At 73.2% G+C, this 12,576-nt stretch carries 12 protein-coding genes; 4 read left to right on the forward strand and 8 right to left on the reverse strand.

Annotated elements, in window-relative coordinates; all coding sequences use genetic code 11:
• Genes ACYVMZ_RS11390 through ACYVMZ_RS11405 form a run of 4 tightly spaced genes read right to left on the reverse strand, consistent with a single transcriptional unit; the run spans position 1 to position 4,504 of the window.
• Positions 1-903, reverse strand: a complete 903-nt coding sequence (locus tag ACYVMZ_RS11390) for a DUF2510 domain-containing protein (protein WP_461078540.1) — start codon at positions 901-903, stop codon at positions 1-3.
• A gap of 48 nt (positions 904-951) precedes the next feature.
• The gene (locus tag ACYVMZ_RS11395; RefSeq protein ID WP_461078275.1) at positions 952-1,743 is read right to left on the reverse strand and encodes a 3-oxoacyl-ACP reductase; all 792 of its coding nucleotides are present in this window, start codon (positions 1,741-1,743) and stop codon (positions 952-954) included.
• Positions 1,740-3,131 carry an aldehyde dehydrogenase family protein gene (locus ACYVMZ_RS11400; protein WP_461078277.1) on the reverse strand — a complete coding sequence of 464 codons (1,392 nt, stop codon included), beginning with the start codon at positions 3,129-3,131 and terminating at the stop codon, positions 1,740-1,742. The genes ACYVMZ_RS11395 and ACYVMZ_RS11400 overlap by 4 nt, the downstream gene beginning before the upstream one ends.
• Before the next feature lie 8 nt (positions 3,132-3,139).
• Entirely contained in the window at positions 3,140-4,504 is a 1,365-nt protein-coding gene (locus ACYVMZ_RS11405) for a glutamine synthetase family protein (protein ID WP_461078279.1), read from the reverse strand.
• 187 nt (positions 4,505-4,691) lie between these two features.
• Between ACYVMZ_RS11405 and ACYVMZ_RS11410 the strand changes: the two genes are divergently transcribed.
• From ACYVMZ_RS11410 to ACYVMZ_RS11420, 3 genes are all read left to right on the forward strand, one after another.
• A complete protein-coding gene (locus tag ACYVMZ_RS11410) occupies positions 4,692-5,426 on the forward strand; it encodes a FadR/GntR family transcriptional regulator (RefSeq protein WP_461078281.1) in 735 nt (244 codons plus the stop codon).
• Between the two features lie 205 nt (positions 5,427-5,631).
• Positions 5,632-7,077 (forward strand): ethanolamine permease, encoded by a 1,446-nt coding sequence (gene eat, locus ACYVMZ_RS11415; protein WP_461078283.1) that lies wholly within the window; start codon positions 5,632-5,634, stop codon positions 7,075-7,077.
• 27 nt (positions 7,078-7,104) lie between these two features.
• Positions 7,105-7,809: a gamma-glutamyl-gamma-aminobutyrate hydrolase family protein gene (locus tag ACYVMZ_RS11420; RefSeq protein ID WP_461078285.1), complete on the forward strand. Its 705-nt coding sequence runs from the start codon at positions 7,105-7,107 to the stop codon at positions 7,807-7,809.
• Here ACYVMZ_RS11420 and ACYVMZ_RS11425 read toward each other — a convergent pair.
• Together ACYVMZ_RS11425 and ACYVMZ_RS11430 are read right to left on the reverse strand one after the other, a co-directional pair.
• Complete coding sequence (locus tag ACYVMZ_RS11425; RefSeq protein WP_461078287.1) at positions 7,781-8,755, reverse strand: aminoglycoside phosphotransferase family protein; 975 nt, start codon at positions 8,753-8,755, stop codon at positions 7,781-7,783. The two genes, ACYVMZ_RS11420 and ACYVMZ_RS11425, sit on opposite strands and share 29 nt — an antisense overlap.
• A gap of 269 nt (positions 8,756-9,024) precedes the next feature.
• A complete protein-coding gene (locus tag ACYVMZ_RS11430) occupies positions 9,025-9,972 on the reverse strand; it encodes a LysR family transcriptional regulator (protein WP_461078289.1) in 948 nt (315 codons plus the stop codon).
• A 70-nt stretch (positions 9,973-10,042) separates the two neighbouring features.
• On the opposite strand from ACYVMZ_RS11430, the gene ACYVMZ_RS11435 reads away from it, so the two are divergent.
• Complete coding sequence (locus ACYVMZ_RS11435; protein ID WP_461078291.1) at positions 10,043-11,212, forward strand: TDT family transporter; 1,170 nt, start codon at positions 10,043-10,045, stop codon at positions 11,210-11,212.
• On the opposite strand, the gene ACYVMZ_RS11440 is transcribed toward ACYVMZ_RS11435, so the two are convergent.
• Together ACYVMZ_RS11440 and ACYVMZ_RS11445 are read right to left on the reverse strand one after the other, a co-directional pair.
• Positions 11,124-11,843, reverse strand: coding sequence for a helical backbone metal receptor (locus ACYVMZ_RS11440; RefSeq protein WP_461078293.1), 720 nt, complete (start codon positions 11,841-11,843; stop codon positions 11,124-11,126). The two genes, ACYVMZ_RS11435 and ACYVMZ_RS11440, sit on opposite strands and share 89 nt — an antisense overlap.
• Positions 11,840-12,421: a helix-turn-helix domain-containing protein gene (locus tag ACYVMZ_RS11445; protein WP_461078295.1), complete on the reverse strand. Its 582-nt coding sequence runs from the start codon at positions 12,419-12,421 to the stop codon at positions 11,840-11,842. Before ACYVMZ_RS11445 ends, ACYVMZ_RS11440 begins: the two co-directional genes overlap by 4 nt.
• Positions 12,422-12,576: the final 155 nt, after the last annotated feature.

Consider the following 12,576-nt stretch of genomic DNA (forward strand, 5'->3'; position numbering starts at 1 on the left):
TCAGCTCGACGGGCCGATGCTGCTGCCCACTCCGCCGCCGGTGGCCGCGTCGCCGGCCGGGCGGATGCCCTTGGTGATGCGGTCCATGTCGGACAGCGGCGGCCCGTCCTCGCCCGCGTCGAAGACGAAGCGGACCAGGACCGGTGACTCGGTGCCGACACTGGACGGGAAGACCAGGGACTGCACATGGCCGCCGGGTCCCTCGGCGGTCTTCACGCGCCAGCGCACGAAGTACCCGGCGCGGCCCGCGACCGCCACCGGCCCGGACTCGACGACCTCGTGCGACTCGATGCCACCGTAGGGCTTGCGGCCGATCTGGTCGCGGTCGTACGCGTCGTCGGCCGCGTCCGCGATGTCCTGCTTGGCGAGGACCTCGGGCGACCGCTCGTCGTTCTCGGTCACCGTGCGGGAGATGACGAGCCCGTGCCGGCACACCCCGCCGTCGCCCGGGCAGTCGTAGCTGCCGTGGGTGGTCATGACGACGTCGTCCTGGGCGACGTGCTGCGGCCGGACCCAGCCGTCGAGCAGCGGGAAGGTGATGCCGTTCAGCTGGTCCTCGACGACGGCCGGGTCGTCGCCGGTCGGCTCGGAGGTGGAGGGAGAGGCGGTCGGCGGCTCGCTCGTCGGTGCGGCGGAGGTCGTCACGGGCGTCGGGCCGGTGTTCGCCTCGGCGCCGCCGTCGTCCTCGAGGAAGACGGCGCCGGTGACGATCGCGGCCACGAGCACGGCCCCGGCGGCGGTGAGGGCGACGGCCCTGGCGCGGCCGGTGCCGCCCGGGGGTGGGGGCACCGGCCCGCCGGGGGCCTCGGGTGCGCGCCGGTGCTCGGTCCAGGTCGTGCCGTCCCACCAGCGTTGCAGGTGCGGGGCCGAAGGGTCGGGATACCAGCCGGGCGGGGGCGTCATGCTCATTGCGGCACTGTAGGACGAGATGCCGGGAGTGCGGGACGAGCCTTACAGGGGTGTGACGTACGCCCCCGCGATCCCGCCGTCCACCAGGAAGTCGGTGGCGTTCACGAAGGAGGAGTCGTCGCTGGCCAGGAAGGCGACGGCGGCGGCGATCTCCTCGGCCTCGGCGAACCGGCCCAGGGGGATGTGGACGAGACGGCGGGCGGCGCGCTCCGGGTCCTTTGCGAACAGCTCCTGCAGGAGAGGGGTGTTGACCGGGCCGGGGCACAGGGCGTTGACGCGGATGCCCTCCCGCGCGAACTGCACGCCGAGCTCGCGGGACATGGCGAGGACGCCGCCCTTGGAGGCCGTGTACGAGATCTGCGAGGTGGCCGCGCCCATCCGGGCCACGAACGACGCCGTGTTGATGATGGAGCCCTTGCCCTGGCGCCGCATGTAGGGGATGGCGGCCTTGCAGCACAGGTAGACGGAGGTGAGGTTGACCTCCTGGACGCGCTTCCAGGCCTCCAGGCCGGTCTCCAGGATGGAGTCGTCGTCGGGCGGGGAGATACCGGCGTTGTTGAAGGCGATGTCGACGCTGCCGTAGGTGTCGTACGCCGTCCTGAACAGCGCCTCGACCTGCTCGGGGTCCGTGACGTCGACCTTGACGAAGATCCCGCCGACCTCTTCGGCGGCCGCCTTGCCGCGCTGCTCGTCGACATCGCCGCAGACCACGTGGGCGCCCTCGGAGGCGAGGCGGCGGGCGCCGGCCAGACCGATGCCGCTGCCGGCTCCGGTGACGACGGCGGTACGGCCGACGAGGCGCCGGCAGACGACTTCCTGGGTTGCTTCGGTCATTGTGCGGGGCCTTCCGTGCTGATGAAGACGTTCTTGGTTTCGGTGAAGGCGGCGAGGGCGTCCGGGCCGAGCTCGCGGCCGATGCCGGACTGCTTGAAGCCGCCGAACGGGGTCCAGTAGCGGACGCTGGAGTGGGAGTTGACGGACAGGTTGCCCGCGCGGACGGCCTGGGAGACGCGCAGGGCGCGGCCGACGTCCCGGGTCCAGACCGAGCCGGACAGGCCGTAGTCGGTGGCGTTGGCGAGGGCGACGGCCTCGGCCTCGTCGTCGAAGGGGAGGACGACGGCGACCGGGCCGAAGACCTCCTCGACGGCCACGCGCGCGTGCGGGTCGACGTCGGTGAGGACGGTGGGCGGGAACCAGAAGCCGGGGCCCTCGGGAGCCTTGCCGCGGATGCCCGGGGCGTCCATGTCGACGTACGAACGGACGCGCTCCAGCTGGGCCTTGGAGATCAGCGGGCCCATGTCGGTCCTCTCGTCCGCCGGGTCGCCGACGAGGACGGACTCGACGGCGGGGGCGAGGAGGTCGAGGAAGCGGTCGTAGACGCCGCGCTGGACGAGGATGCGGGTGCGGGCGCAGCAGTCCTGGCCGGAGTTGTCGAGGAAGGACATGGGGGCGGCGGCCGCGGCGGCCTCGATGTCGGCGTCGGCGAAGACGATGTTGGGGCTCTTGCCGCCGAGTTCGAGGGTGATCCGCTTCAGCCGCTCGGCTCCCTTGGCCCACACCTGTCTGCCCACGGCCGTCGACCCCGTGAACACGATCTTGGCGACGCCGGGGTGCTCGACGAGCGCGGTGCCCGCGACGGGGCCGTGGCCGGGCAGCACCTGGAACAGGCCCTCCGGGAGTCCGGCTTCCAGGGCGAGTCCGGCCAGCCGCAGGGCGGTGAGCGGGGTCGTCTCGGCGGGCTTGAGGAGGACCGCGTTGCCGGCCGCGAGTGCGGGGGCGGTGCCCCAGGCGGCGATCGGCATGGGGAAGTTCCAGGGGGCGATCACACCGACCACGCCGAGCGGTTCGAGGAAGGTGACGTCGATGCCGCCGGGCACCGGGATCTGCCGTCCCGTCAGCCGCTCCACTCCCCCGGCCGCGTAGTCCAGCAGGTCGCGGACGTTGCCGGCCTCCCAGCGGGCGTTGCCGATGGTGTGGCCGGCCTCGCGGACCTCCAGCCGGGCCAGCTCCTCGACGTGCTCGTCGACGGTGGCCGCGAAGCGGCGCAGCAGCCGGGCCCGGTCGCCGGGCGCGAGGGCGGCCCACGCGGTCTGTGCCCGCGCCGCCCGGGCGACGGCCGCGTCGACGTCGGCGGCGGTGGCGGCGGGGACGGTGGCGATGACCTCCTCGGTGGCGGGGTTCAGTACCTCAAGTTCGTGGGACTCGGGGGTCTCTGGGGACAAAGAGGGCCTCACATGCGTTCGAAGGAGCGGCGCAGCTCCCAGTCGGTGACCGCGGCGTCGAAGGCGTCCAGTTCGACGCGCGCCATGTTGCGGTAGTGCGCGACGACCTCGTCGCCGAAGGCGGCCTTGGCGATCGGGCTGTTCTCCCAGAGCTCGGCGGCCTCACGCAGGGTGGTCGGGACGTGCGCGAAGTCGGCGGTGTAGGCGTTGCCGGGGCAGGGGTCGGGCAGCTCCAGCTTCTGCTCGATGCCGTACAGGCCGGCCGCCACCATGCCCGCCACCGCGAGATGCGGGTTGACGTCACCGCCCGGCAGCCGGTTCTCGAAGCGCAGGGAGCGGCCGTGGCCGACCACACGCAGCGCGCAGGTGCGGTTGTCGTAGCCCCACGCGACGGCGGTCGGGGCGAAGGAGCCCCGCTGGAACCGCTTGTAGGAGTTGATGTTGGGCGCGTAGAGGAGGGAGAAGTCGCGCAGGGCCGCCAGCTGCCCGGCGAGGAAGTGGCGCATGACGTCCGACATGCCGCTCTCGTGATCACCTGCCATGAGGTTGGTGCCGGAGGTGTCCGCGAGCGAGAGGTGGATGTGGCAGGAGTTGCCCTCGCGCTCGTTGTACTTGGCCATGAAGGTGAGCGACACGCCCTCCTGGGCGGCGATCTCCTTCGCGCCGGTCTTGTAGATGGCGTGCTGGTCACAGGTGACCAGGGCCTCGTCGTAGCGGAAGGCGATCTCGTGCTGGCCGGGGTTGCACTCGCCCTTGGCGGACTCGACGGTCAGGCCGGCGCCCGCCATCTCGTTGCGGATGCGGCGCAGCAGGGGCTCGATACGGCCGGTGCCGAGGACCGAGTAGTCGATGTTGTACTGGTTGACCGGGGTGAGGTCTCGGTAGTTGGCGTCCCAGGCCTGCTCGTAGGTGTCCTTGAAGACGATGAACTCCAGCTCGGTGCCGACCTGGGCGGTGTAGCCGTACTCGGCGAGGCGCTCCAGCTGGCGGCGCAGGATCTGGCGGGGCGCGGCGAGGACCGGGGAGCCGTCGTTCCAGGCGAGGTCGGCGATGAGCATGGCCGTGCCCTCGTTCCAGGGGACGCGGCGCAGCGTGGTCAGGTCCGGGTGCATGGCGAAGTCGCCGTAGCCGCGGTCCCAGGAGGACATCTCGTACCCGTCGACGGTGTTCATCTCCGTGTCGACGGCGAGGAGGTAGTTGCAGCCCTCGGTGCCGTGGTGGAGGACCTCGTCGAGGAAGAAGCGCGCGGCGAACCGCTTGCCCTGCAGCCGCCCCTGCATGTCGGGGAAGGCCAGGACGACGGTGTCGATCTCATCGCCCGCGACGAGGGCGTGCAGCTCCTCGACACTGAGCGGGGGTGTTCGGTCTGCCACGGGAGGGCCTCCTTCGGGCTGCTGCGCGCTGCCTGGCGCCTGGTCGCGCTGCGTCGTACTGCGTCGTACTGCGTCGCGCTTCGTCGCGCGTCGTCGTGTTTCCTTACGCGTCTTCGCGCTTCTTCGGCGGCGCCGAGAGCCATAAGGTATTGCCGAGAACCATTGCTTGGGAAGGGGGCACGGCCACATGCCGGAGGAAGCTGGCGGACCGGGGGACCGCCTGACGCCCGTACTGCGTCCCGTGCGGGCCGGCAACGGCTTCGAGGAGGCGCTGGAGCAGATCCTGCAGGTGGTGCGGCTGGGCCTGGTCCCCGGGGGCGGGCGGCTGCCGGCCGAGCGGGAGCTGGCGGAGCGGCTGGGGATCAGCCGGGTGACGCTGCGCGAGGTGCTGAAGGTGCTCCAGGACCAGGGGCTGGTCGAGTCGCGGCGCGGCCGGTACGGCGGCACGTTCGTACTGCCCCGCAGGCCGGACCCGGGCGGCGAGGACGAACTGCGCCGGCGGATCGCCGAGGTCGACATCGAGGACGTGCTGCGCTTCCGGGAGGTCCTGGAGGTCGGCGCGGCCGGGCTGTGCGCCACACACGGCCTGACGGGGGAACAGGCGGCACGGCTGCGGGAGGCACTGGCCCGCACGCACGACGCGCCGCTGACCGACTACCGGCGACGGGACACGCTGCTGCACCTGACACTCGCCGAGCTGTGCGGGTCGCCGACGCTGACCGCGCAGTACGCGGCGGTACGGGCCACGGTGAACGACCTCCTCGACTGCATCCCGCTGCTCGTGCGCAACCTGGAGCACTCCCAGCGGCAGCACACCGCGCTGGTCGAGGCGGTGCTCGACCGGGACGCGGACGGGGCGCGGGAGATGATGCGGGAGCACTGCGCGGGGACGGCGGCGCTGCTGCGCGGGTTCCTGGCATGAGAGCGCCCGCGTGAGGGCAGGGTTCGCTCGCGTGCGGACAGGCTCTCGCGGGAGGGGCAGGGTTTACGACGGCTTAACGCACGGGTCTTGCTTTCTCTCCACCGGGGCCACAAAGGTATGCATCCAATCCATTGAGCCGGTGGCCGGTCGGCCCCGCCGCGCCGGAAGACATCCCCGCGCCCACCGCCCCCCTGGGAGTCGCCGCATGACCGTGGACCCCTCCACACGCCAATCCGCCGACACGGCGGACGACTATCTGGACCGCAGGAAGCTGCGCCGCGGCAGCGCCGGATGGCTGCTGCTGACCGGCCTCGGCGTCGCGTACGTCGTCTCCGGCGACTACTCGGGCTGGAACTTCGGCCTGGCCGAGGGCGGCTTCGGCGGCCTGGCGATCGCCATGCTGCTCATGGGCGCCATGTACACCTGCATGGTGTTCGCCCTGGCCGAGCTGTCCTCGGTCCTGCCCACGGCGGGCGGCGGCTACGGCTTCGCCCGCCGGGCGCTCGGCCCGTGGGGCGGCTTCCTGACCGGCACCGCGATCCTCATCGAGTACGTCATCGCGCCCGCCGCCATCGCCATCTTCATCGGTGACTACGTCGAGTCGCTCGGCCTGTTCGGCCTGGAGTCCGGCTGGCCGGTCTACCTGGCCTGCTTCGTGATCTTCATCGGCATCCATCTGTGGGGCGTGGGAGAGGCGCTGCGCTTCAGCTTCGTCGTGACGGGGATCGCGGTGGCGGCGCTGGTCGTGTTCGCGGTGGGTGCGCTGCCCTCCTTCGACGTCTCCTCGCTCGACGACATCCCCGTGGACTCCTCGGCCGCCGGCGCGAGCTCCTGGCTGCCGATGGGGCTGCTGGGCATCTGGGCGGCGTTCCCGTTCGGCATGTGGTTCTTCCTGGGTGTGGAGGGCGTGCCGCTCGCCGCCGAGGAGACCCGGGACCCGGCTCGTACGCTGCCGCGGGCGATCCGCTGGTCGATGGGCATCCTGGTGGTCCTGGCCGTGATCACCTTCGTCACGGCGGCCGGGGCACGCGGCTCGGCGGCCATCCAGGACGCGGGCAACCCGCTGGTGGAGGCGCTCCAGCCGGACGGCGAGGCGACCGCGCTCAGCCGGATCGTGAACTACGCGGGCCTGGCGGGCCTGGTGGCGTCGTTCTTCTCGCTGATCTACGCCGGTTCGCGCCAGCTGTTCGCGCTCTCCCGCGCGGGCTACCTGCCGAAGTTCCTGTCCCTGACCAGCAGCCGCAAGGCGCCCTACCTCGGTCTGCTGGTGCCCGGGGCGATCGGCTTCGCCCTGGCCGCCGGGACCGGCGACGGCGCCCGCATGCTGAACGTCGCCGTCTTCGGCGCCACGATCAGTTACGCGCTGATGTCCCTGTCCCACATCGTGCTGCGTCGCCGCGAGCCGGAGCTGCCGCGGCCCTACCGGACGCCGGGCGGGGTGCTGACCTCCTCGGTCGCCCTGGTGCTGGCCTGTGCGGCGCTGGTGGCCACGTTCCTGGTGGACGTGACGGCGGCGTTCATCGCGCTGGGCGTGTACATCGTGGCGGTGGCGTACTTCGGGCTGTACAGCCGCAAGCACCTGGTCGCGAAGGCACCCGAGGAGGAGTTCGCGGCGCTGGCGGCGGCCGAGGCAGAGTTGGCAAGGGACTGACTCACGTCACGAAGGAGCATCGAGCACATGGTGGCCAGGCCGCTGATCGGCATCAGTACGTATCTGGAGCCCGGGGCGCGCTGGGGTATCTGGGAACTGGAGGCAGCCCTGCTGCCGGCCGGCTACCCGCGGCTGGTGCAGCGGGCCGGTGGACTGGCCGCGATGCTCCCGCCGGACGCTCCGGAGCAGGCCGCCGCCACCGTGGCCCGCCTCGACGGGCTGGTGATCGCGGGCGGCCCGGACGTCGAGCCGGTCCGCTACGGCGCCGGGCCCGAAGCGCGCACCGGGCCGCCCGCGCGCGAACGGGACGCCTGGGAGCTCGCGCTCATCACGGCGGCGCTTCAGGCCCGGGTCCCGTTGCTGGGCATCTGCCGGGGCATGCAGCTGCTGAACGTCGCGCTCGGCGGCACGCTCGTGCAGCACATCGACGGGCACGCCGAGGTGCCGGGCGTCTTCGGGCGGCACCCGGTCAAGCCCGTGCCGGGCACGTTGTACGCCGATGCCGTGCCGGAGGAGACGTCCGTGCCGACGTACCACCACCAGGCGGTGGACCGGCTCGGCGAGGGGCTGGTGGTGTCGGCGCACGCGGAGGACGGGACGGTGGAGGCTGTCGAACTGCCGTCCGCCGCATGGGTGCTGGGCGTGCAGTGGCATCCGGAGATGGGTGAGGACCTGCGGGTGATGCGGGCGCTGGTCCGTGCCGCTACGCCTCCTGCTCGAGCCGCTTCCTGAGCCAGGCCAGGGCGGTGTCGCCCTGGGCGCGCTGAAAGGCGCGCAGGGTGGGGATGCCGGGCGGTGCGGGCCGGAGGGAGTCACGGAGGAAGAAGCTCGCGAGGGCGGCCAGGGTGGCGGTGACCGCGTCCGGGTCGGCCTTCCGGCCCAGGGGGTGGCCGGTGAAGACCTCCTCCGGGTCGGGGCCGCCCTGCGCCCGGACGCACGGCAGCATCACCAGCAGGTCGAACCAGGGCGCGGCACGCACGGCGTGCGGCCAGTCGACGAAGACGACCCGGTCGTCGGCGGTGAGCAGCATGTTGTCGGCGCGCAGGTCGCCATGGGCGAGGGTGTCGCCGGAGGCCGCCTCGGGCCAGGGCGCGGCGAGTTCGGCGAGCCGGGGCAGGTGGGCGGCGGTCCACAGGCCGAGCCGGGCGGCGAGGTCGGCCTCCGTGCCCTCCTCGCCGTCGAGCAGGGGCCGCCAGCCGTCCAAGGCGTGGGCGAGGGAGTCGCCGACGGGCGGGGCGTCGAGCGGAGCCGGGGTGAGGGCGTGGCTCAGCTCGGTGACGGCGTCCAGGACGCGCCCCAACTCGGTCTCCCGCCAGGGGACGTGGGGCTGGCGGCCGGGGACGTCCTCGAAGACGAGCGCGACCCAGGTGCCGTCGTCGTACGTGCCGAGGAGGCGGGGGGCCGGGACGGCGGGCGGGAGGGCGGCGGCGTTGCGGGCCTCGGTGCGGTGCAGGGTCGGGCTGACCGGGTTGGTTTCGGTGCTGACCGCTTTGACGAAGGCGCGGGCGCCTCCGGCCGTGCGGACCCGGACGGCCACGCCCGGGGAGAATCCACCCGTTTGAGTGACGGCGTCGGCAACGGGCGCGCCGAGCAACTCCCCCACACCGTCGCGCACCGTCTCGGGGAGGTCCTGCCAGGGGGTACGGACGCCTGTGGCGGGCGGGGCGGGAGGGATCATGCAAGCCATGGTGCGGGGCGACTGCCGCAGCGGTCGAAGGGTTTTCCGCCCCCGCCGCCCCGCCCGTCCCGTCCGGTCCGGTCCCGAGGCTCTGCCCCGTCCCGTCCCGGGTCTCTGCCCCGTCCCGTCCCGAGGCTCTGCCCCGTCCCGTCCCGGGTCTCTGCCCCGGACCCCGGCGGGGGCTCCGCCCCACGCACCCCCGGGTGCTCGCCCCACCGAGAGGCCGCCGCCCCACAACCCGGTGGGCGGGCGGTGCCGTCCGGTGTCGTCTACCCCCGGGTCAGTGACAGCAGGTCCCGTGCCGGGCCCGTCGGGCGGTGGCCCGTCGGCCAGACCGCCCGCAAGTCCCGTGCCAGCGAAACGCCGTCCAACGGCACCCTCACCAGCCGCCGCGTTCCCAGCTCCTCCCCCACGGCGAGTTCGCTGAGGACCGCCGGGCCCGCGCCGCTCACCGCGGCCGCCTTCACGGCCGTCGTCGAGGAGAGTTCGATCAGCGGCCGGGCCAGACCGCCCAGCGCCGCGTCCAGCACCTGGCGGGTGCCCGAGCCCTTCTCCCGCAGGATCAGCGGCGTGGCCGCCAACTCGTCGCCCGCCAGGGGGCGCCGGCGGCGGGCCCAGGGGTGAGCCGGGGCGGTCACCACGATGAGACGGTCGTGGGCGATGACCGTGGAGTCGAGGCCGGGCGGCACCGTCAGGCCCTCCACGAAGCCCAGGTCCGCCTCGTCCGACAGCAGGCGTTCCGCGACCGCCGCCGAGTTCCCCGCGAGCAGCGACACCGCCGTGTCCGGCCGCTGGGCGCGCAGCGCGAGCAGCCAGCCGGGCAGCAGGTACTCGGCGATCGTCATGCTCGCCGCCACCCGCAGCCGGGAGTCACGGCGGTCGCGCAACGCCTGCGCGCCCGCGTCGAAGGCCTCCGCCGCCTCGACGATCCGCCGGGCCCAGTCCGTCACCAGCGCACCGGCGTCCGTGAGCCGTGAACCCCGCGGCGAGCGGTCCACCAGCGCCACCCCCAGCTGCCGTTCCATCGACCGGATACGGCTGCTGGCCGCGGGCTGCGTGATGCCGAGCTCCCGCGCCGCCCCGCCGAGGCTCCCGAGCCGCGCCACCGCCAGCAGCAGCTCCAGCGCCCCGAGGTCGGGGACCCGGTGTGCCAGGGAACCGGTGGTCGCTGGGTGGGCGTCGGTGTGCTCGTTCGTCCTGCCGTGCGTCCTGCTCATAAATCCAGCTTATGCCGCCATAGAGGCAAACTCCCTGGTGGCGGGTCTCCGCCCGCACGACCGTGACGTCATGGTCACCGCAGCCCAGCCCTTCCCCCGTGCCACCGCACGTTCCCCGCGCACCGGGTCGGTTCGTCACCTCGGACCCAACTGGTACGCCTCCGTCATGGGCACCGCCGTCGTCGCGACCGCCGGAGCCGGACTCCCCGTGCACGTCCCCGGCCTGCGCACCGCCCTCGCCGCCGTCTGGGTGTCGTCTTTGACCGCCCTCGTGGCGCTGCTCATCGCCCGGGCCCTGCATTGGGTCCGGCACGGCGACCAGGCTCGCGCGCACCTCCTCGACCCGGCGACCGCCCCGTTCTACGGCTGCCCGGCCATGGCCCTGCTGGCCGTGGGCGGCGGCGCGCTCACCGTCGGCCGGGACTGGATCGGCCTCCGGGCCGCCGTCGCGCTCGACGCCGTGCTCTTCGGCGCCGGTACGGCTGTGGGGCTCGCGGCCGCCGTCGCCGTGCCGTACCTGATGACCGTACGCCGGACCGAACCGGGGCAGGCCACACCTGTCTGGCTGCTGCCGCTGGTCGCGCCCATGGTGTCCGCCGCGCTCGGGCCGCTCCTCGTGCCGCACCTGCCGGCCGGGCAGGTGCGGCAGGCCCTGCTGCTCGCCTGCCTCGGACTGTTCGGGCTCAGTCTGCTCGCGACCCTGCTCATGCTGCCGGTGGTGTTCGGGCGGCTGGTCACCGGCGGTCCGCTGCCCCTCGCGCTCACGCCGACGCTGTTCCTGGTGCTGGGCCCGCTCGGCCAGTCCACGACCGCCGTCGGCGCCTTCGCCGATGTCGCCCCCGGTGTCGTACCGCCGTCGCACGGCGAGGGGTTCGGCCTGCTCGCCGTTCTGTACGGCGTGCCCGTGACCGGGTTCGCGCTGCTGTGGCTGTGCCTCGCCACCGCCCACGTCGTGCGCGCCAGGCGGCGCGGGATGCGGTTCTCGATGACGTGGTGGGCGTTCACCTTTCCGGTCGGCACGTGCGTGACCGGCGCCGAGGCGCTGGCGCGGCACACGGGAGTCGTGGCCTACGGCTGGCTGGCGCTCGCTCTGTACGTCGGTCTCGTCACCGCCTGGGTCACCGTCGCCGGGTGCACCGTACGCGGGCTGCTCAGCGGAGCGCTGCTCGCAGGGCCTCGCCCAGCAGCCGGGGTGCCTCGGCCAGTGACGGGCCGTACCAGGTCAGGTGCCGTCCGCTGACCAGCGCGCAGGGCAGCCCCGCGAAGGCCTCGGGGCCGTCGTCGGCGGTGAACCGGTACGGCTCGTCCGGGAGCACGACGACGTCCGGGGCCGCGGCGCGCAGCTCCTCCAGGGGGATGCGGGGGTAGCGCTCCGGGTGGGTGGCGTAGAGGTGGTCTACGCCCAGCCGGGACAGTACGTCACCGGCGAACGTGTCGCGGCCCAGGACCATCCACGGGCGGCGCCAGATCGGTACGACGGCTGTCGTACGGGCTTCCGGGGCGGGGAGCGCCGACCAGGTCTGCTCGGCCTCGTCCAGCCATCGGGGGCGGGTGGCCACACCGCAGGCGGCCAGCACGCGGGTGAGTTCCCGGAAGGCCTGGGGGACGTCGCGGATCTCCGTCAGCAGGACCTCGGCGCCTGCCGCGCGCAGGGCCGCCAGGTCGGGCTCGCGGTTCTCCTCCTCGTTGGCGATCACCAGGTCGGGGGCGAGGGAGATGATGCGGTCGACCTTCGGGTTCTTCGTGCCGCCGACGCGGACGACGTCGAGGCCGGGCGGGTGCGTGCACCAGTCGGTGGCGCCGACGAGGGTGCCCGGGGCCGTGCGCGCCACGGCCTCCGTCAGGGACGGGACCAGCGAGACCACTCTCACCGGCGTGGCCGGTTGCGGTCGCGCACCGCCTCGATGTGCTCGGCCACCGCGACGACGATCACGCGGGTGTCCGATTCCGTCGCGCGCCAGCGGTGCCGGACGCCGCCGGTGAGGTAGAGCGTGTCGCCGCGGCCGAGGCGGTAGGCGCGGCCCTCGGCCTCGATCTCCACGACGCCGTCGGCGACGTACATCAACTGGTCGTTGCGATACTGGAATTCGCGGCGGGCGTCGTGGTCGCCGGTGAATTCCGAGGCGTGCATCTGGTGGTGGCCGCGGACCAGGGAGCGTACGCGGGGTTCGAGGAGCGGCTCGATGCCGGTGTGCTCGGCGCGGACGACGTCGACGCTGCATGCCGGGTCGGCGGCGGCGAGGAGTTCGACGGCGGTGGTGCGCAGGGCGTCGGCGACCTTCTCCAGGGAGCTGGGGCTGGGGCGTGCCCGGTCGTTCTCGACCTGGCTCAGGAAGGGCACCGACAGGCCGCTGCGCTCGGCCACGACGGCGAGGGTGAGTTCCAGCGCCCGGCGTCGCCGCCGCACGGCCGCGCCCACCCGAAGGGGCTGCTCTTTGTGGTCGCCCATCGCTCCGGCTCCCTCCCTCGCCCGTCGTTGCGGTCCTTGTGCGCCGGGGCTGTTCCGCCGCACTCCTTCTGTTGGGTTCTCTGCACCCTACGCATGTTCGGCAAACCGTTTCATGCGCCCGTCACATCGACGACACACGGTGTCGGGTACGACCT

Source organism: Streptomyces deserti, assembly GCF_054782695.1.